Below are 20,196 nucleotides of genomic sequence, written 5' to 3' on the forward strand. Positions count from 1 at the left end.
ATGAAAAATGTGATGACTCTTTTTATCCTTGGCCTGGGAGCTGTCGGTGCCCAGGTACAGGCCTGTAGCAAGCCATCGGATAAACCCTCTTTCCCTGATCCCCAGACGGCAGTCAGTGCGCAGATGGTAAAAGCGCATAACGATGTCAAAGCCTATGTGAAAGCCATTGAGACCTATTTGGGCTGTGCCGGGCTGTCCCGGTCGGCAGAGAGAAAAGAAATGGACGAATTGAAAAAGTTTGCCGAAAGTTTTAACGAAATCGTTCGTGCCTACAAACAGCGTTCAGCAGGTTAATCGACGTGTAGTATCAGCGGTTCCATCGTTAACTTGATCGTGTGATTGGTTAGCGATGGAACCGGGCTGACAGAAACCTCCGCACCATCCTATTTATATTCTCCCGCTTGCTCCCATTTGCGTGGCGTCAACACTTGCCGCAACCTGCCCGATACAAAACACATATCGCACCAATGCCGTCACCTGAGTTGTCATGGGAAATGATATTGCTCACTCGTGTTTAAAGATATGCAATGGATGTTTTATTTTGTATTACAATATGCCATATTTTGAGGCTATAAAATAATCATTCACGGGATTGCGGACGGGAAACGGATGATCGTTTCCGGTGAAAATCCCCCAGGGAAATTGCTATGCACATGCGCAACATCATAAAACAAAGTACTTTCTGGCTTGGCAGTTGGCTGTTAATCGGATCTGCTTCCCTGCAGGCAGAGCCTGCCCTGGAGCTGTTTCCCCTTGAGCAGGTGAGGTTGCTGGAGAGCCCATTTTTAGCGGCGCAAAACACCAATAAACAATACCTGATGGCGCTGGACGTGGAGAAATTGCTGGCGCCGTTTCGGCGCGAAGCCGGGTTGCCCTATAAAGAGACTTATGGCAACTGGGAATCTACCGGATTGGATGGCCATATTGGCGGCCATTATATTTCTGCCCTGGCGCTAACCTATGCGTCAACAGGCGACCCTGCCGTTCTGGCGCGCTTGGAGTATGTGATTACAGAGTTAAAAAAATGCCAGGATAAAAACGGCAATGGTTATCTCGCCGGCCTGCCCGAGGGGGCAGGGATATGGCAGGAAATCGCGCGCGGTGATATCCGCGCGGATAACTTCTCCACCAATGAACGCTGGGTGCCCTGGTATAACCTCCATAAAACCTTTGCCGGTTTACGCGATGCCTATCGCTACACCGGTAATGAAACCGCTAAGGCCATGCTGGTCGCCTTTTCGGAATGGACATGGGCGCTGACCAAAGACTTGAGTGATGAGCAGATGCAAACGCTGTTGCACACCGAGCATGGCGGTATGAACGACGTGTTTGTCGATGTGGCCGATATCACAGGCGATAAGCGTTATCTTCACCTGGCAGAGCGCTTTTCGCACCGGGCGATTTTGCAACCCTTGCTTGAAAAGCGCGATGCGTTGACAGGCTTGCATGCCAATACCCAGATTCCCAAGGTGATTGGTTTTAAACGGGTGGGCGATGCAGAACAGTTAGCCGAATGGCAATCGGCGGCGGAGTTTTTTTGGGAGACCGTCGTCAACAAGCGCAGTGTGGCCATTGGCGGCAACAGTGTTCGGGAGCATTTCCACCCGCAGGATAATTTCCATTCGATGATCGAAGACGTGGAAGGCCCGGAAACCTGCAACACGTACAACATGCTCAAACTGACCGAGCAATTATTTTTGGATAATCCTCTGGGCAAATACGGGGATTATTATGAGCGTGCGCTCTATAACCATATTCTCGGCTCCCAGCATCCGCAAACCGGTGGATTTGTGTATTTCACGCCCATGCGTCCCAACCACTATCGTGTCTATTCCCAGGTGCACGATGGTATGTGGTGCTGTGTGGGCTCCGGTTTGGAAAGCCACAGCAAATATGCAGAGTTTATCTATGCGCGCGGTATGAAAAAAAGCGCCGGCTGGTTTGCCAGGAATATTCCCCAGGTCTATGTCAATCTGTTTATTCCCTCGCAATTGAATTGGAAAGAAACCGGTATCCGGTTGCGCCAGGAAAACCAATTTCCGGATGTGCCGGAAACGTCTATCGTGCTTGAATCCAGTGGCCGTTTTACCCTGCATCTGCGCTATCCTCAATGGGTGGAAGCCGATACATTGCAACTGCGCATTAATGGCAAGGTGGAAAAAATCAGCAGCCAGCCCGGCAATTACCTGGCGATTGAGCGGCGCTGGAAAAAGGGCGATAAGCTCGACATTCGTTTACCCATGAAACCGCACCTGGAATCCCTGCCAGATGGCTCATCTTATTATGCCGTGCTCTATGGACCGATTGTATTGGCTGCAAAAACCCAACCCTTTGCCCATGAACAATTGCGCTATTTTGCCGATGATTCACGCATGGGGCACATCGCCCAGGGACAGCAATGTCCATTGGAGGCCGCGCCTTTTTTATTAGGCAACAGCCAGGCATTTATCGAACAGCTTAAACCGGTAGCGGGTAAACCACTGACCTTCAGCGCAAAAGGTTTAATCAATGGCGCTAATCTGGATCAACTGGAACTCATTCCATTCTTCCGTTTGCACGAATCGCGCTACACCTTGTATTGGCCTTACACCTCCGCTGAGGGATTAGCTGGCGCGCGCAAGGCCGCGGCAGATGCCGAAGCAGAGCGCCTGGCGTTGTTGCAGCAAACCATTGACCAGGTATCACCGGGTGAGCAGCAACCGGAATCCGATCATTTTTATCAAGGTGAGCAGAGTGAGGCGGGCATACACGCGGGACGCCATTGGCGTCATACCCGCGCCTGGTTCAGCTATGTGTTAAATGATCCCAAGGTCGAGGCTAAAACCCTGCGCATTACCTATGCCGGTGTTGATGCCGGGAGAGCATTTGAAATCCGGATCAATGACCAGCGTATTGCCGAAATTGAATCCACTGGCGATGCGCGCGAATTTTTCACTGTGGATTATGCCTTGCCAGCAGCGCTGGTAAAAAATGCCCAAGGCAAATTAGTGGTGAAATTTATTGCTAAACCCGGATCGATTGCCGGTGGAATTTATGGGGTGCGATTGTTGCGTTAGGCGACATGGATAAACAACAGGATAGACTGCCCGGTTGCAGGATAAACCTGGATAGGCAGAAGAAAACAGGCGGGCGTATACCAGGGTATACGCCCGTTTATTTTTAATGGTGGGATTGCAAACGCTGCATCACTTCCATCGGTGAATTGCTGTTCAGTTTGGCGTCAATCACATCGGCTTGCGCGCGTGTCTGGTGCAATAACGACACCAGCAAGCGCACATCGTCATACATCTCACCGTGGGTTTCATTGGCCAAACGCCTGCCCATTTCCTGCGCCAGGCGTAACAATTCGGCCAGCTCCCTGGCGGTTTCGCGTTGCTCTTCCAGTAATATCTCGTGTTTCATGACATTGTTTTCCATCACTGGTACCTCGCCCGCAAAAAAGTACTGATTACCAGCATAAGACTTTCAACAGCACATCGACAGATTATTTACTGATAACCGCGCGAGTTTATTAACCAACAGTTATTTCAAACGTTGGCTGATGTAACTATCCAATTCCTTTTCATCGACTTGTGGCCAACCTTCGCCATCCCAATGCAGGTTGAGGATTTTCAGTTTTTGCAGGTAATTATCAGCGGCTTCATAGGCATGTAACACCAGGTAATCCTTGCCGTCCCAGGTATAGGCACTGTTATGGCCGAGTCCGACCCAGCGTTTGTTGCCTTTGATCAACAGGCTACCGCCGCCCTGGTTCATATCCCGGCCCGTTTTATCCAGATAAGGCCCCGTCACCTGTTTACTGCGGCCCACAACCAGGTGGTAAGTGGAATCACCTTTGCGGCAGCAGAGTCCCCAACTGGCAAACAAATAATAATAATCGCCCTTGCGCAATATAAACGGCGCTTCAATCTGCGCGCTGCCCGCCTGGCTGTCATCCATCAGTACCGAGCGTTCGAGTTTGGCGATGCTATGCCACTCCTGGGGCTCCGCAGGGCGGGTCAGGTCATCATTGAGTTTGAAGAGTTTTAATCCGCCCCAGAAGGAACCAAAACTCATCCACACCTGGCCATGGTCATCGGCAATGATCGCCGGATCAATCGCATTCCACAGGTCGCGCTGGGGAACGGATTCAATCACGATACCCTTGTCTTCCCAGCGGTAATCGGGGGAGGCCGGATTAAGCGTTTTATTCACCGTTACGCCAATCGCCGAGGTATTTTTGCCAAAGGCCGAAACGGAGTAATAGAGGTAAAACAGGCCTTTGTGCTGGTAAATATCCGGGGCCCACAAATGCCCGTCAAAGGAGGGCGAAACACGTTTGGCCCAGGTGGGCTCGGTGGCAAAGGCGCGGTCGGAGTAGCGCCAGTTAACGCGGTCTTTGGAGCTGTATATGGTGATGCCGGGGCCGGTACTGAACAAATACCAGGTATCGCCTTCGCGGGTCATGACCGGATCGTGCACATCGACCTGTTTGGCACCACAGGCAAGGCTTGCACAGAGCAGTGCAAGTGCGGACAACCAAGAGTGGTGCCAGTGCTGGCGGGTGATCGGGTGGTGGGTGGGCATGGGAACTCTCCTCTCATAAAACCGCTGCAGTGTCTTGGCAGGGTTAAGCTTTGTTGTTTATATTGTCTGACAATATTGCAATATAATAGTATTTGCTCATCCAGCTCAAGCCTGAATTATCCCGCCTTGCCCTGAAGCGGCGGATAGTGCGGTGTCAATTGCCAATGATGGGCCTGGATAAACGATAAAAACCGAAGAGGGAGCCCCCCATGCCAAACCTGATCAACCCGATAAGCCTGCTACTACTTAGCCTGTGCCTGCTCAGCGCCTGTACAAAGCCCACCATACCGGCAACAAAGACAGTGCAGGGCACAGATACCACAGCGCTGCCGCAAGCCCTGGTTCTCCAGCGTGCAGACCCGCAAATATATCGCACGCAGGAAGGGCGCTATTACTTTATTGCCACTGCGCCCGAATTTGATCGCATTGAATTGCGCGCTGCTGATCGCCTCGCGGATTTGACGCAGGCACCGGCACAGGTTATCTGGCGCAAACATGCGTCCGGCCCCATGAGCGCCAATATCTGGGCCCCGGAGCTGCATCGCTGGGACAACACCTGGTATATCTATTTCGCCGCGGGTGAGACCGAGCGCCCCGGCCATATCCGTATGTATGTACTGGCCAATGACCATGTCGATCCCCTGCAAGGCCAATGGCGTGAACTGGGGCGCGTCAACACCGCGCGCGACTCTTTCTCCCTGGACGCCACGGTATTTGAGCATCGCGGTGTGCGTTATTTACTCTGGGCACAAAAAGATCCGCAGAACCTGTTCAATTCCGCGCTCTACCTGGCCACCTTGGAAACACCGACACAGGTAGGCAGCCGTGAAGTGGAAATTTCCCGGCCTGACCTGGGGTGGGAAATCCAGGGCTACAAAGTGAACGAAGGCGCTGCGGTGATCAAACACAACGGCAGGATTTTTGTCAGCTACTCTGCCAGTGCCACCGACCATCGCTACGCCATGGGATTACTCTGGATTGATGAAACAGCAGATATTTTGAACCCGGCCGCCTGGAATAAAGCCCCTGAGCCGGTTTTTTTTACCCATGAAAAGTTGCAGCGCTACGGCCCCGGGCACAACAGTTTTACGCTTGCCGAGGATGGTAAAACCCCGGTGCTGGTATATCATGCGCGCGACTATCTCGAATTGCAGGGAGCTCCGCTCACCGATCCCAATCGCCACACCTACATTCGTCGCCTGCAATGGACAACGCAAGGTTTTCCTGACTTTGGTCAGGAGCGCGCCGACGACTTAGTGACACACAAACAGAGTACAAAATGACATCAACTGCGGCCATTACCCAACGCTTGTTCGGCACCACACCAGCGGGTGACCAGATCACGGAATACACGCTCACCAATGCCAAAGGCAGCATTGCCAAAATCATCAACTTTGGTGGCGTGATCACCGAACTCCATGTGCCGGACAGCCGTGGCCAACTGGCTGACGTTGCGCTGGGTTTTGAAACCCTGGAGCCTTATCTGGAAACCTCGCCTTTTTTCGGTGCCTTGATTGGCCGCGTCGGCAACCGCATCGCCAAGGGCAAATTTACCCTGGAGGGCGTGGATTACACACTCGCAGTGAACAACGGTGTCAACCATTTGCACGGTGGTGTGCAGGGCTTTGATAAAAAAGTCTGGCATGCCGAGCCATTTGACGATGCGCAGGGACCAGGCGTAAAACTCAGCCTGCTCAGCAGCGATGGCGACCAGGGTTACCCCGGCAATTTGCAGGTAGAAGTCACTTACCAATTCACACACGAGGATGCGCTGGTGGTGGACTACCGGGCAACTACTGACAAAGCCACGCCGGTCAATTTAACCCAGCACAGTTATTTCAACCTGACCGGGCAGGGCGATATCCTCAATCATCGCATGCAGATTTTTGCCGATCATATTACCGCTGTGGACGACACCCAAATCCCCACGGGTGAATTGATGCCGGTTGCCGGAACCCCGTTTGATTTCCGCACACCGCACCGCATCGGCGAGCGTATCAACGCCGATCACGAACAACTGCGCTTCGGCCTGGGCTACGACCACAACTATGTGATCAACCAAGCACAATACAAAGCCTTAACCCTGGCCGCTCGCGTAGAAGAAGACAGCAGCGGTCGCGTGCTGGAAGTGTATACCCAGGAGCCCGGTGTGCAGTTTTACTCCGGTAACTTCCTCGATGGCAGCCATACCGGCAAAGGCAAAACCTACCACCAGCGCACCGGCTTCTGCCTGGAACCGCAACACCACCCGGACTCCGTGAATAAGCCGCAATTCCCCTCCGTTATTCTGCAACCGGGCGAGCAATATAAAACGCGGACAGTGTTTAAGTTTTTGGTGAAGTAGTTGGTTTCAGATGAAAAACACCCGGCACAGATGTAAATGTGTCGGGTGTTTTTTTATGAGCGGTATGTTGTTTTTAGAGAGGGCTTCAGCCAAAGGCGTGACCCTCCTCTACTATTTAGCTACAGGCTTCACTTGATTGATTTTTTTGCGCTTAACAACCAAGTAGTGTGTGATATATAGATCAGCTATTTCAGCTGCTTTTTCATATCTCTTTGGGATTTCAGGATCATAAATATAAACAGATCCATCTCTTTTCCTTTCGAAGACAACCCAGTGCCATTTATTTTTTACGCCCAGATTATCGATAGAGAGTATCGCCAGATCAGGAAGTTCATCTATTTTTGAGAATTTTATACGTCGCAGGGAAACAACTTCAATAGACTGCACCTTATCCGAAATACATCTCAAATGGCTTGAGGATGTATAAAACTCCCCGTTTTTCGACTTAACCAGAAATCCATGCTTTTGAGCAATACTTTTAATGCGGCCATATTCGATTCCTGCCAGCATGGCAACACATGCTAAACCACATCCAGTTTTATCTTGTTGCTTTATGAGACTAATCATGATTTACGTAGTCGCTCCAAAACGGAGCGAAGCAAAAAAACTTCACTATAACCGTCTTGTTATGCATTACTGGACACCAACCTTTTCTTTTACGCTATGATTTAGCTCGATAAAGTCCCTAAGTAGCTGATCACATATATCTTTCTCGGCACCGCACTTGGCACTTGTTTCCATGTAAATAGCACCATCTTTTTCTACTACAGAACGCTTAACATACGAAGGGTGAGCTGGATGATTCTCCGGTGTAAATGAGTAAAGTGTGTGCTCAGATTTTACTACTGCAATATGCCAGCCACGTTCAACTCTAAACTGGACTTCAGGGTTGGATTTTAATTGAAATAGAAGCTCTTCCACTACCAATCTTTCGGAACTTTGCCCTTGATAACCAAGATCCTCTTTTGCTGGGGAACTAGTGTTACAGCTAATTGATACTATTAAGATTACAAAAATTAAAATTTTCTTCATAGATTTCATTTTGTATATAAGGCCATGGTAAGCGACAGAATTTAATTTGTAAGTTTGTGGAGTATTTTTGCGAATCAAAAGCACAAAAAAGAGACTTACAAATTGTTGAGTGTACGGTGTTGGTATAATTTTTTTAGTTTTCTTGAGAAATATTCGTGGAAATGTATTTGCTTGCTATTGTAATGAGGGTTATTCCTGCAAACAAATACAGCACCTTGTCAAGATATGCTTGCACCGGTTCTGTCTGTGATGATAAGGCGAACGAAAGCAATCCTGTGCTGCCCGATACCACGAATAAACCACCCCAGATGTAAATCAAAGGTTTGATTGGCCCCTTGCTAAAAATTAGACTAAATAAAATTGCCAGTCTTAGCGCGACCCCCACAAGCATAATAACCTTTATAGGCATCGTCACCTGAGCTTGTTTCCAAAAAACTATCCAAACTCCATATGCGTCCAAAGCAAGTACTAATATGAGAATTGTCCACAGAACAAGACGGGCAATATTGGATTGAAACGTAAATGGCATCTGTAATTCCTCGAAAATTTTCCAGTAGAGCGAAGTGCAACGGTGCTTAAATTCCTTGTTAGCCTTTTTTGTTTTTTATAAAATCCATCAATTCTATGTATCCATTTAACATATTGGAACACCAGATTCGGCCAATGCCTTTAACCACAATGTAATCTGCCTGAACCAGCCATGAGTAACCTACCTTGGTGAGATTACCCCAAGGCACCACACGATAACCGCACAAGGGGCTTTTATAATAAATATTCTGGTTGTCGTACTTAAACGACACGAAAAATGCTTGATATGGAAAAAATATAGACGCTGCAACAAATCCAGATGCAACTAACAAAGCAGCAATTTCTTGTCCTTTGTAGGACTGACTCACGGCATAAATTATAAATATGGTAAATGGAATTAATACTGCCGAAAATAGTTTGAACGGTTTAGAGTAAGAGACAGTTTTCAGTTCCCCCTCTAATTCCGCAGTAGATTTTGTATACCTAATTATAAGATACACAGCCAGTCCCCCGATGAGACCGCTGACAAGTGGCCTTAGCCAATCAAATATGTCTTCCATAATTCCTCTGGGAGTTAAAGTCCAAAGTAGCGGCGCACTTTGGCGCGTTTAGCCCGTAGGGCGATACTGCCTTTGTTTGTTAGCACTTTATTGCTCATTTAGCTCAGTACGCTTAGATAAAATTTCTTTTTTGACTTGCTCTTGATCAGAGCCAATCTGTATATATTGGTTGCCTTGATTTATGGTGATATTTATATTCATTTTTACACCGCTATCTTTAGCTTTGTTCTTAGCGGAAAATATAGAATCAATCAGCTTGGTTATATAGTAAGTAGATACACCAGTTATAACACCAGCACCAATAGTAACCATTATATTTGTGATCTCTGGCGCTGAAAACCCTTCATCAATACCGAGGTATAGATCATTGTCTTTGAGCTCTTGAGTATGTTCTTGCATGTGCTCATCAAAGAACTCTTTGCCTCGACCTACAACCAAAATGCGAAATGACTTTTCTTCGATATTCATAAACTTCCTGTGAGTGCTAACGTCTGGCTTTGGGGTGGACTTGTAGCTGCGTAGCAGAGCGAGGGCTGTCCCCGCCCGAGGGGGCGACAACAGCCGTTTGTCAGGTGTCGTGCAGCTGATTGCCTGCACTATAGCTCAAGCTACCCACCGGATGAAGCGGAAAGGATGATTTGACCGGGGCTGACAGTCACTTGCAGCTCTGTGCCAATCGGCAGGTTAGCCTGCTCTAGCCAATAACCTTTGAGCAGGATAAACGGCACGAACCGTGGGCGGGATTTTTTGCGGAAGGTCGGGCTGTGGAACTGGTAGTCGTAATAACCTTCGCGGACTTTAAGCTGGCGTTGGTAGGGAAACTTTGCAGTCGAGCGGGACTCTGGCTTATCATTGCGCTTAGCCATGATGGACTCCTAATCAGTCTGTTGTGGTTAGCTGCCTCTGGGTGTTAGCGCACTCAGGGGTAGCGACTTTGAATTTGATTTAAAATGTGATTGCTTGGCTGCTCCTTTCTATTGGGTTACAAGCAAAACAATGAAACACCAAGAGGCTGTATAAATCAACAGTTTCTTGGTGTTTTTTTATGCGTGGGATTTGATGGGTTATTCTGCGGGTATTGATTTTTTGTCGCAGTTGATTGTTATGCGACACCCGCTCCGGGCCTCTTCGCTGAATAGTTTTTTCCGGCATATAAAAGTTCACTGCGGAGAATGTCTAGTCCTTGATAGTAGGGCTTAATGAACTCTGTCCGGAATTTCGATCCCTTGTACTCCCCGAGATAATCTGCAGCTTGCGGGAGATCCTGAAGCGAAAAAGAAGCTGGGCTCCCACTTTGAACAGGCGCTACGTGTTCAAACTCATTGATTATTGAGTTCAGATACTCTTCCATCTTGTCGATATTCGCTTGAAGCTCAATGTAGCGACTAAACAAGCCCTGAAAAGCTTCAACTTCTTTAGCAATTATCTCGATACGCAGTTGAACTTCGTTTACCTCTTCCATTAAAGATTGATAACTGTCAACCTCTACTGCTTCGGGGTACCCTCCGGTTTCAGGAGTGTTCGCAGCGCGGGTAAGTCTCCTCAATCGCTTCACCTCTACAAATGCTTCATTGAGCTTCTCAATGATCTTGCGGCGAAACTCATCCTTTGCTCTTGTTTCTTCTCGTTCGTGATTCAGTTTTGCGACAAGAAATGTAACGACATGCCCCGTAACAGCCACTACAAGTAGCTGTATAGCTGTTTTATATGTTTCCGAATATATATCAGAAACCTTTCCCGATGCAGCAAGAAATATGACCGCAAATAATGTCACGATTAGAAGCGTCGAAAGTGCAACGAACGCTGTTCTCATCTCTATCCTCTCAATTTTTCAAATTCCATATAACACTAAGCTTTGGGGCGACTGGAGCGTAGCGTAAGCCGTCCCAGCCGTGATAGCGGCGCCAAGAGCGCCTTGTTATGCGCTTTCTGCCATTACTTGATGAATTCTATCCATCAATCTTCTGAAGTGCATGTGATCTGACTTTTCTTCACAGCGCATCATAATATCTTCAGCTTCTCTCATAAGAACATGGCACTGCTGCATTCTTTCCTCTACAGGAAGATGCTTATTTGCGGATAGCTTTTCTATAAGATTGGAAATCCGTTCATACTCTATTGCGGAAATGCTTCCTCTGCGGCCAGAGCGACCTTGATTCATGATGGAGAATTCCATCATTTTTCTGAGCTCCCTCATTTCTGCCTGCATAATTTCAAATGCGAGGCCTTCTTTCCCGTCTTTAAGGTCTGGGATTTTTGCCGGCGTGTTCAGGGCAAGAAGTTTAACGATGGAGTTGACATTGCCGGCATCGCCATCTGCCGCAGCAGTTGCCAAAATAGAATCTTTAAGCTCTTGCTGGCTTCTTAATACGTCGTGATATTTCATTTCCTTTGAGTACTCAAGGTAGCGAAGTGGCGCGATATCAAATATTTTCGGAGTTCCTTTTTCTTGTATGAGGACTACCGGTTTATCAAAAGCTTGCCTGATGCCGAGCTCAAAAAGAACATTAGGGTTGCGAGTGCTAAGATCGCAAATTGCTATTGGTGCTTCTATTAGCTTATTTAAAATATCAAGATGAATGAGGTTAGATGCTTTAACCTCATCTGCTCTTTGAGATTTGTAGCCAGCAAGTTCGCAGGCTGGGGCAATGATGTTGTCATAGACGTGCTTGAAGTGGCCTTGAGGATAACCATCCTGATCGGCTATTGGCATAATGATGAAGCAATTCTTTTCTTTTTGTTCGGTCATGATTTAGTCTTCATTTAAGCGCATAACGAGGCTGTAGAAAAACAATATTACAAAATTGCCATTCTTAGCCCTTATTGAATTTAAGATTTTCCCACTATTTAAGCAACACTATTTACCACAATCACTCAATACTTAAAATTGAGCAATATCTTTTCCGGACAAGCGGTTAATCACGCTACCGTACCGTAATTCATCAACTTCTCGATATTATGTACCATACAATAGAGTCGCCATTGACCTTGTACGTTGGATTTTCCGCGCAAGGATCCGCTTGATTGTTAAGCATTGATTTGGCTTACTCCGAGTGCCAAAGCAATTTTTACAGTCTCTATTGCGGTTTCTGCCCCAAGTTTTTTTACACCTTTACTAAATATTGAACCAAAACTTTCTATTTTCTGTAAGGATGCTGGAATTGAATTCATTACCTCTAAGCCTTTTGGAGTTAGCACCACACCAAAAAAATCAAGATCTCCTGTGCTTGTATTGCACCACAAATAACCAGAGTCAATTAGCCAATTAATGGCATTAAAAACAACCTCTGATTCTCGTGTCAGGAGATCAGTTCTCTCCAATATTTCGCGCTCTTCATATAGCTCGACTATGCGATAGGCTATTTCCAAGCTGTCGATTTCAATTCTTACTGGAAAGTTTTCGAAACACTGCCCAAAAACGTCAGCAACGGTAAGATTAAATATTTCCATGTTGTTCATGTTTACTCCAATTCTTTATTCTGGAAAAGCTTAACGCCGCGATAAACGGTGGCTTTTAAGTTGCACTTTTGCCATAAAATGCAGCTTAAAAACCCTTATGACAGCTTTGTTATACATTTAGCCATTTACCGTTGTTACAGGAGGTATAACCGGAATTGAAAACTGTATTCGGCTTACTCTGCTTGTTTTTGACGTAGCAGTATCCTCACCGCCGACCGAGATACCCACAACTTTAATGCCACCCTTTACACCGGCCTTCTCTTCATCAGCTACGGTGACAGCAATGTCAAAATTGACGTTTTGAATTAGTGAAGCATTGATATTGTTTGTGCCACCCCGGCTCGGGTTGATAACGCCATTTACACCATTCTTGATTGTTTCATTAATTGCCAATTGCACACCTTCTTGGATTTCACCTAACGTGCTAGCAATGAATTCTTTTAGTTCCATTCTTCTCTCCTGGTGGTGTATACCGCCGCGGTAAACGGCAGAATTTAAGTTGCGGTTTTGTGGAATACTTTTGCGCAGCAAAACCACAAAGCCGCGACTTAAATTCTGTCCAGTGGAGCGAAGCGGAAGGAACTTAACCCGCTTTGTTACACGCTGGAATTGGCCACATGTTTAGCTAATTTTTCTTCTATTTGCATAAGCCTAAGAATTGGAGACTTTAGCTCCTTTGTTTCTATGGCTGCATACTTTCGTAACTGCAATAAGCAATTTTGATATGCTTTATTGATAATTGGTTCAAGCTCTACGCCAAATTCAGTGCGAAGATTATTTTGAATTTCTTCAATGTCTCGCATTTGGTTGTTCTTTGCGCCTACCCCTTGGTTTTTGACGATGGGCGACCACAGCATAAAATGCTTTTCATAACCCTCGAAGTACTTATTTGCGTACTGAATGTTTTTGCGAAACTTTTTAGTGAAACGTTCAACGTTGTCAGGTTGACGTTCTTTTACATATTGAAGTCCAGTTACAAGGTGCGTAGCAACTTCGCATATGTAAACTATCCTATTTTTAGGATTTATACCAACAACGTCAATTTCCCCCTGAACATCCGGAGTGTACAAGTTGTACTCAACGAAGTCACAGCCCAGAAAGTATTTTAAATATTCCCCTACAATTTCTTCACCTGGGTTTTGCACGGACTCTCCTCAAAACGTGTAACGTTGTGCTCAACGGCAGTTTGTAAGTTGTGGTTTTGTGGGTTACTTTTGCGCAGCAAAACCACAAAGCCGCGACTTACAAACTGTCCAGCGCACGAAGTGTGCGGGTTGCAACACTTTGTTAGCTTATTTTTCTTAAAACTAAGTCTTCAGAGTTAAGCTGTATATTTTGCAGATTAACTTCTACTTGGGTCAAGAAGTCTAGTGAGGCCTGGCACCATTCAAGAATATTAAAAAAGAAACACCAGGCTTTACCTGCCTTTCCTTGTTCAGTTCCAGACAATGTTAAAGTTCCTGCCCACCATAATAAACTCTCATGTTTTTCATATGAGCCAATAGCGTCGATTTGAAACGATTTTGCATGAATAATTTTATGGAAAATATACTTTATGTCCTTTTTCTCTTTAGTTCCGTCGGCTTTTATTCCTGAGTTATAAATATGAACGGAGCTGTTTAGAGTAAAACTAATGCCGTTAGATTCCAAAAGCTCTATGGCATTTCGCAGCTTGACTGCTATTTCGAGAGAATAATTGCTTACAGTAGATTTTGTATGCCGCCAGTATTGCTCTTTAGAAATGAACCGTTCCGCATTTTCCACTCCAATTCCATAACGTGAAGTAAAGCTTTCCGCTGCAAGTGCCATTTGGATTAGCAGATAAAGCTTTTCTCTGATTCCGTCGATTTCAATAAAGTGAGCCATATACTTCTAATATCCCTACAGTGTGCAGATTAAGCTAACGACGTGCGCATGAGCGCGAGTTTACGAGCGTCTGGCCGCCGCTCGCGGCGGCGTAATGCCGCACCTTGTTAAATGCACTAGGGGGTAATGATATTTATTGGATAACCTATATCATTTCTGGTTTCAATTTCTGATCCACTGTGTTTGTTGAAGCCCTTCAAACCATCTAATATTTTACGAGCATCACTATCATTACTATCCCAATCGTTAAATATGTGTATTTCATTAACCACTCTAATAGCATGAGTAAATTTTACTTTCTTATCGACAAGCTCACATAAATAGGCGGATTGAATTTCCAGCTTATCTTTGGATGATAATTTTAAGCAAAGATTCTCTCCTCCTTCATGAGCCACGGAGGGGTATACCCAACCATCGTAGTCAAATTTGCATATCTCTTGGCCAATAACATTGCTAAGAATATATGCCGTATCACTATTTTTTAGAAAATTCCTTTTTATAAAGTCAGAAATTATATCCAATTTCTTTTCTGTTTCAGGTGTGAATCCACCTTCAAAATTCCCGCCGACACCTACACCAAACACGTTTATAGGAGATATGGCCTTATATGCAATAAGAAGAAATGGATCACCTTCTTTGATATGAGTTTCATTTATCGGAGTGCAATATTCTTTAGGAGATATGTAAAGAAGCTGCTCCATCGGCCTATTTAATCTTCCGCGTTTAATCACTTCCTTTGGTGCTTCCCAAAAGTCACTGTATTTCAAAACTAAGATCTCTCGTTTTAACTTCCTGACACGATAAAAGATTCCACCTTCCTTGTACTCCCGAGCTTCACTTTTAAATGCCGATACTTTAAGTTCACCGACTTCAAAAAGGATGACATTCATTATTTTCTCGAGAGCATCTTCGTACTGTAAATGAGGATCCAAGCTCTCAAAATCGGATATTTTATCTTTGATCTCTTGAATAGAGAGAGCTGATAATGCAGTTTCTATGATATCGTTCATTCGTTTCTTCGCGTCTGTATGGTTGAACATTTAACGCTAAGCACAACGGCAGTTTGCAAGGCGCGCGTTGCGGGATAATTTTGCGCAGCAAAACCGCAAAAAGCGCGGCTTGCAAACTGTCCAGCACGCGAAGCGTGCGAGTTGCTGCGCCTTGTTAGCCGCCGCGATTGTATATAGTCATAAAACTAAAAGAATCAGGCTTAATTTCTTCCTTAAGAAGCTGTTTCTTTTCTATAACATACTTTTTTAACCATTCAAGTTTTTCAACAACTCTAAGGTCTGTTGAAAATTTCTCCAAATCAGCTTCGATTTTTCCTATTACCGTGTTCTTTACAGCATCAATTGTAAGAGTCTCAGTTCCAGCAACGAATTGCCCACTTCTTTGTAAAACGTTGAAAGGGTTAACAAAGTATGCATCTCTTTCAATCTCTGACACAAAAGGAACTTCAGTATACATTGAGATTAAATCAGGATCTTTCGTTGAAAGGTCATGCTCCCATTCAAATACATTCTTTCCTAAATCCTGATCGAACTGAAGCCTTGGAAAAATAACTTCCTTAGATTCAATTTCATGGGCGCGCTCTACAGCGGGACCGAAGAAACCTAATTCATCAATAAATACATCACCAAATGAAACGCCACCTCTTGCAAGAAATCCTTTACTCATTAATCTAAGAATGGTTAGCGAAACATTGTACGCAGCAATATACGAAAGGTTTATATCATTTTTTCTTTCATTTGGAATGCCATCTTTATAGTAGAAGAAGAAATATGCACAATCTGAAAATCCGAATACCTTTCTATCATATATAACATGAGATATTTCCTTCTGGCGCTGTTCATGAATAGCTACCTCTTCATGAAAAAGCCGATGAAGCTCATGCTTCGTCGAGAAGTCGGTGATATTTTTATATCCAATCACATCGACAAAAATGGCAACCATTTTTTTATAAGACATAAATACTCCATATTGCTGGCTAACAATATTATTAGACGGAAAATTTCTATGTTTCACACCCGCAAAGCTTCCGTCTAAGTTTAGGGCGTAACTTTATAGCATTTCCACAAAATCCATACATTACAATTATTTAGAAACACTGAACCCTTTTGGTTCAGGCATGAAAGCCGGAAAGTTTCCAGCCTAATCTGACGCCTTAACGTGCTCCGTTGATTTGTAGCCGAAAAGTCGTTTCGATTGCCATTACACCCGATTACCACCCTACACACCCCATCCTGCCGGGCCGTGAGCAGGATACGGGTGGCGTCTGATTCCCTTATCACCTTGGCATCCCCGCATTTTCCCGGTACACTCTAATTGTCTTATAATATTAAGACAAAAGTCATTCATCGAACCTTCCTGCTAACAATAACGAACAGGTAAAACACTATGTATAAGCGTATTTTGGCCGGTATCGGCCTGTGGTTTTGCAGTGTGGCGGCCTCGGCTATTACCCTTAATGGTCTGATAAATTCCCATGATCCGGGGACGATTACCAAAGACGGTAGTACCTATTTCCACTTCACCACGGGTACCGGGATCTGGTATTCCACCTCGACTAACCTGACGACCTGGACCGGCGGCCCCGGCCCGGTATTCAGTTCCTATCCCTCGTGGATTTATAGCAAGGTGCCCAATTTCAGCGGGTCTTTCTGGGCGCCGGATATCATCCACATGAACGGCTATTTCTACCTCTACTATTCGGTATCTACCTTCGGCTCCTCGGTGTCGGCGATTGGTGTAGCGCGCAGTGCGTCGCTGACCAGCCCCAGCTGGCAGGACCTGGGTATCGTGGTGGAATCATTTGGTGGCGGCTCGGAGATCAACGCGATTGATCCGGCGCTGTACCGCGACCATGATGGCAAGGTGTATATGAGCTATGGCTCTTTCTTTGGCGGCATCGGCCTGGCAGAGATTAACCAGTCCACCGGTAAGTTGAATGGCAGTGTGACCAAGATTTACGGCGGTAATCACGCCGATATCGAAGCGCCCTATATCACACGCAACGGCGATTATTACTACCTGTTTATCAACCGCGGCGCCTGTTGCCAGGGGGCCAGCAGTACCTATTACGTGCAGGTGGCGCGCTCCACGTCTATCTATGGGCCTTACACTGATGTGCGCACCATCCTCCCCAATGTGGACGGCAAGTATAAAGGGCCGGGCCATATTGGCGTGTTGAAGCAGGATGGCTGTAACTATGTATCCACCCATTACTACGATCTTAATGACAACGGTGCAGCCAAGCTGGATTTGTTGAAGATGACCTACAGCAATGGCTGGCCGACCTTGACGCGCAGTTTCTCGGTGGCCAGTTGCGGCGGGGTTAGCGATGGCTTGTACCGCATTACCTCGCGTCACAGCAATAAAGATTTAATGCCTGCGGACAAGTCCACCGCCAATGGTGCCATGGTCCAGCAGGTGGCCTGGAATAACTACCGCGCACAGCAGTGGTACCTGATCAACCAGGGCACGGGTTATTACAGCCTGATCAATGCCAATAGCTTGAAAAGTATGGATGTCTACGGGGTTTCCACCGCCGCAGGTGCCAATATCGCCCAGTGGGATTACTGGGGCGGCACCGGGCAAAAGTGGAGCCTGACCAGCAGCAGCGGCTATTACACCATTCGTTCGCAGCTGAGTAATTTACCGCTCGATGTACTGAATTTCAGTACCGCCGACGGTGCCCAGATTATCCAGTGGACCGCGACCGGGGCAAACAACCAGCAGTGGACGCTGACACGCTTGAAATAGGTTGACCCATCACAGCAGCGCCTGCGAGAGCAGGGCGCTGCTGTTCTATAAAAACAATGTCATTGCCAACGACAACTGATCTACGACAAAAAAGGAGTAAAACCATGATGCAGAGAATCCATCGCCTGTGGGGGCTGGTCGGCGTGCTGATGTTATTGCCAGTGCTGGCAGCCTGTAGTGTAAATCTGCCTGCACCGCTCACCAGTCCCGACCGGCAGTTGCAGGTGCGGGTTTATCTCACCCCGGACAACCGCCTGGCCTACGATATTCATCGCCAGGGGCAAGCGGTGATCCTGGCATCGGATTTGGGGTTGCAATTGCAGGAGGCGGACTTCTCCCGCGATCTTAGTATCGTCGACGTCTCGGCGGTTACGCCGGTGAGCGATCGCTATGAAATGCTGGTGGGCAAACAGCGCTGGATCGATTACCAGGCCAATGAGCAAACCCTGACCCTGGTCAATGCACAGCAGCAGCGATTAGCGGTGACCTTTCGCGTGTCTGACGATGGCGTGGCTTTTCGCTATCGCGTCGATTTTCCCGGCCAAAAACATTTTTTGAAAGAATTGACCAGCTTCCAGTTTGCGCCGGACAGCAAAGCCTGGTTGCAGCCCATGTCGGTAGCGCAAACCGGCTGGAGCAATACCAATCCCTCCTATGAAGAACATTACCAAATGGGGATTCCGGTAGGCACCGCATCGACCCTGGGGGCTGGCTGGGTATTTCCCGGTTTATTCCAGACCGGAAAACACTGGGTACTGATTTCCGAAGTGGGTATGGACGGCAGCTGGCATGGCTCGCGCCTGCACGATCAATCGCCCGGTGGTAAATACACATTGGATATTCCGCAAGCCGCAGAAGTTTTTACCGATGGCGCACTGCTGGCACACACCCAGGATGCCTTGGTATCGCCCTGGCGCCTGCTCGCCATTGGCGATTTGGCACAGGTGATCGATTCAACCCTGGGTACCGACCTGGCGGCACCGGCCGTCAATTTCCCGCGCGACCTGCTCAAACCCGGTCACGCGTCCTGGAGCTGGGCGCTGTTGAAAGATGACTTCACGGTATTTGAGGTACAGAAAACCTTTATCGATTATGCCGCTGACATGCATTGGGATTACACCCTGGTGGATGCCGATTGGGATCGCAAAATCGGCTACGAAAAATTGCAGCAGCTGGTGGATTACGCCGCGACCAAAAATATTGGCATCCTGGTGTGGTACAACTCGGCGGGCGCTTGGAACCAAACACCTTACACACCCAAGAGCCAACTGCTAACCCACGCCCAGCGCGAGAAAGAATTTGCGCGCTTGCGCCAGATAGGCGTTAAGGGCGTGAAGATTGATTTCTTCGGTGGCGATGGCCAATCCATGATGGCCTACTACGTGGATATTTTAAACGATGCTGCTGCCCATGGCCTGCTGGTGAATTTCCACGGCGCCACCTTGCCGCGTGGATGGCAGCGCACCTATCCCAACCTGATGACGGTAGAAGCGATTCGCGGTTTTGAATTCACCACCTTTACCCAGGCCGATGAAGATGCAGTCGTTACCCAGGTCGCTATAGCGCCTTTTGTGCGCAATGTATTCGACCCTATGGATTTTACCCCGATGGTGTTCGGCGATATTCCCAATATCCAGCGCCGCACCCACAACTCGTTTGAATTGGCGCAGTCGGTGTTGTTCCTCTCCGGCATCCAGCACTTTGCCGAAATTCCCGAGGGTATGGCCAGTGTGCCGGCTTATGTAAAACACTTTTTACAAACCCTTCCTGTTCAATGGGATCGCAGCCGCTTTGTGGACGGTTTTCCCGGCAAATATGTGGTGATTGCCCGCCAGGCGGGTGATACCTGGTATATCGCAGGCGTCAACGCCGAAGCGGAGAGCAAAACCCTGACCTTGGACTTGTCGTTTGCCGATGGCAAACAGGGCGTGTTGATCGGCAGTGGCGACAGCGAGCGCCGTTTTGTGCAATCCGCTGTGGATAGCCGCAAGCCCTTGACGATCACCCTCAAGCCGGCAGCCGGTTTTGTCATTCGATTGCAATAACCATTCGAGACCCAAAAAAACAGAATATTCAAAA

Annotated in this window: 22 protein-coding genes; 6 read left to right on the forward strand and 16 right to left on the reverse strand. The window is 47.1% G+C overall.

The features are described 5' to 3' along the window. Together CJA_RS03930 and CJA_RS03935 are read left to right on the forward strand one after the other, a co-directional pair. Complete coding sequence (locus tag CJA_RS03930) at positions 1 to 294, forward strand: hypothetical protein (RefSeq protein ID WP_012486463.1); 294 nt, start codon at positions 1 to 3, stop codon at positions 292 to 294. Between the two features lie 359 nt (positions 295 to 653). Continuing rightward, a complete protein-coding gene (locus tag CJA_RS03935) occupies positions 654 to 3,056 on the forward strand; it encodes a glycoside hydrolase family 127 protein (protein WP_148208798.1) in 2,403 nt (800 codons plus the stop codon). A gap of 103 nt (positions 3,057 to 3,159) precedes the next feature. Here the strand turns inward: CJA_RS03935 and CJA_RS03940 are convergent, their stop codons facing one another. Together CJA_RS03940 and CJA_RS03945 are read right to left on the reverse strand one after the other, a co-directional pair. Continuing rightward, positions 3,160 to 3,417, reverse strand: a complete 258-nt coding sequence (locus CJA_RS03940; RefSeq protein ID WP_012486465.1) for a hypothetical protein — start codon at positions 3,415 to 3,417, stop codon at positions 3,160 to 3,162. A 105-nt stretch (positions 3,418 to 3,522) separates the two neighbouring features. After that, positions 3,523 to 4,566: an arabinan endo-1,5-alpha-L-arabinosidase gene (locus CJA_RS03945; protein ID WP_012486466.1), complete on the reverse strand. Its 1,044-nt coding sequence runs from the start codon at positions 4,564 to 4,566 to the stop codon at positions 3,523 to 3,525. Positions 4,567 to 4,775: 209 nt separating this feature from the next. On the opposite strand from CJA_RS03945, the gene CJA_RS03950 reads away from it, so the two are divergent. Beyond that, positions 4,776 to 5,849, forward strand: coding sequence for a glycoside hydrolase family 43 protein (locus CJA_RS03950; protein WP_012486467.1), 1,074 nt, complete (start codon positions 4,776 to 4,778; stop codon positions 5,847 to 5,849). After that, positions 5,846 to 6,910 carry an aldose epimerase family protein gene (locus CJA_RS03955; protein ID WP_012486468.1) on the forward strand — a complete coding sequence of 355 codons (1,065 nt, stop codon included), beginning with the start codon at positions 5,846 to 5,848 and terminating at the stop codon, positions 6,908 to 6,910. Before CJA_RS03950 ends, CJA_RS03955 begins: the two co-directional genes overlap by 4 nt. Positions 6,911 to 7,021: 111 nt before the next feature. On the opposite strand, the gene CJA_RS03960 is transcribed toward CJA_RS03955, so the two are convergent. The 14 genes from CJA_RS03960 to CJA_RS04025 form a co-directional block, all read right to left on the reverse strand. Beyond that, complete coding sequence (locus CJA_RS03960) at positions 7,022 to 7,477, reverse strand: cysteine peptidase family C39 domain-containing protein (protein ID WP_012486469.1); 456 nt, start codon at positions 7,475 to 7,477, stop codon at positions 7,022 to 7,024. A 66-nt stretch (positions 7,478 to 7,543) separates the two neighbouring features. Further along, complete coding sequence (locus tag CJA_RS03965) at positions 7,544 to 7,942, reverse strand: hypothetical protein (protein ID WP_041551041.1); 399 nt, start codon at positions 7,940 to 7,942, stop codon at positions 7,544 to 7,546. Positions 7,943 to 8,075: 133 nt separating this feature from the next. After that, positions 8,076 to 8,471: a hypothetical protein gene (locus CJA_RS03970; protein ID WP_041551043.1), complete on the reverse strand. Its 396-nt coding sequence runs from the start codon at positions 8,469 to 8,471 to the stop codon at positions 8,076 to 8,078. A gap of 58 nt (positions 8,472 to 8,529) precedes the next feature. Beyond that, positions 8,530 to 9,030, reverse strand: a complete 501-nt coding sequence (locus CJA_RS03975; RefSeq protein ID WP_041551045.1) for a hypothetical protein — start codon at positions 9,028 to 9,030, stop codon at positions 8,530 to 8,532. 87 nt (positions 9,031 to 9,117) lie between these two features. Then, positions 9,118 to 9,498 (reverse strand): hypothetical protein, encoded by a 381-nt coding sequence (locus CJA_RS03980; protein ID WP_049765396.1) that lies wholly within the window; start codon positions 9,496 to 9,498, stop codon positions 9,118 to 9,120. 140 nt (positions 9,499 to 9,638) lie between these two features. Next, on the reverse strand, positions 9,639 to 9,896 hold the full coding sequence (locus tag CJA_RS03985; RefSeq protein ID WP_012486470.1) for a SymE family type I addiction module toxin: 258 nt from the start codon (positions 9,894 to 9,896) through the stop codon (positions 9,639 to 9,641). 236 nt (positions 9,897 to 10,132) lie between these two features. Continuing rightward, positions 10,133 to 10,843: a hypothetical protein gene (locus CJA_RS03990; protein ID WP_041551047.1), complete on the reverse strand. Its 711-nt coding sequence runs from the start codon at positions 10,841 to 10,843 to the stop codon at positions 10,133 to 10,135. A gap of 105 nt (positions 10,844 to 10,948) precedes the next feature. After that, on the reverse strand, positions 10,949 to 11,779 hold the full coding sequence (locus tag CJA_RS03995) for a hypothetical protein (protein ID WP_012486471.1): 831 nt from the start codon (positions 11,777 to 11,779) through the stop codon (positions 10,949 to 10,951). 278 nt (positions 11,780 to 12,057) lie between these two features. Then, positions 12,058 to 12,489, reverse strand: a complete 432-nt coding sequence (locus CJA_RS04000) for a hypothetical protein (RefSeq protein ID WP_041551049.1) — start codon at positions 12,487 to 12,489, stop codon at positions 12,058 to 12,060. A gap of 117 nt (positions 12,490 to 12,606) precedes the next feature. Beyond that, the gene (locus tag CJA_RS04005) at positions 12,607 to 12,939 is read right to left on the reverse strand and encodes a hypothetical protein (RefSeq protein ID WP_012486473.1); all 333 of its coding nucleotides are present in this window, start codon (positions 12,937 to 12,939) and stop codon (positions 12,607 to 12,609) included. A gap of 146 nt (positions 12,940 to 13,085) precedes the next feature. Further along, positions 13,086 to 13,634 carry a hypothetical protein gene (locus tag CJA_RS04010; RefSeq protein WP_041551051.1) on the reverse strand — a complete coding sequence of 183 codons (549 nt, stop codon included), beginning with the start codon at positions 13,632 to 13,634 and terminating at the stop codon, positions 13,086 to 13,088. 142 nt (positions 13,635 to 13,776) lie between these two features. Beyond that, the gene (locus CJA_RS04015; RefSeq protein ID WP_041551053.1) at positions 13,777 to 14,355 is read right to left on the reverse strand and encodes a hypothetical protein; all 579 of its coding nucleotides are present in this window, start codon (positions 14,353 to 14,355) and stop codon (positions 13,777 to 13,779) included. 116 nt (positions 14,356 to 14,471) lie between these two features. After that, on the reverse strand, positions 14,472 to 15,365 hold the full coding sequence (locus CJA_RS04020) for a hypothetical protein (RefSeq protein WP_041551055.1): 894 nt from the start codon (positions 15,363 to 15,365) through the stop codon (positions 14,472 to 14,474). Positions 15,366 to 15,519: 154 nt separating this feature from the next. After that, entirely contained in the window at positions 15,520 to 16,323 is an 804-nt protein-coding gene (locus CJA_RS04025; RefSeq protein ID WP_012486476.1) for a hypothetical protein, read from the reverse strand. Between the two features lie 429 nt (positions 16,324 to 16,752). Here CJA_RS04025 and CJA_RS04030 point away from each other — a divergent pair, with 429 nt between their 5' ends. Together CJA_RS04030 and CJA_RS04035 are read left to right on the forward strand one after the other, a co-directional pair. Then, positions 16,753 to 18,117, forward strand: coding sequence for a family 43 glycosylhydrolase (locus tag CJA_RS04030; RefSeq protein WP_012486477.1), 1,365 nt, complete (start codon positions 16,753 to 16,755; stop codon positions 18,115 to 18,117). Between the two features lie 104 nt (positions 18,118 to 18,221). Next, positions 18,222 to 20,162 carry a glycoside hydrolase family 97 protein gene (locus tag CJA_RS04035; protein WP_012486478.1) on the forward strand — a complete coding sequence of 647 codons (1,941 nt, stop codon included), beginning with the start codon at positions 18,222 to 18,224 and terminating at the stop codon, positions 20,160 to 20,162. The last annotated feature ends 34 nt before the right edge of the window (positions 20,163 to 20,196 follow it).

Source organism: Cellvibrio japonicus Ueda107 (genome assembly GCF_000019225.1).
Lineage (GTDB): Bacteria > Pseudomonadota > Gammaproteobacteria > Pseudomonadales > Cellvibrionaceae > Cellvibrio > Cellvibrio japonicus.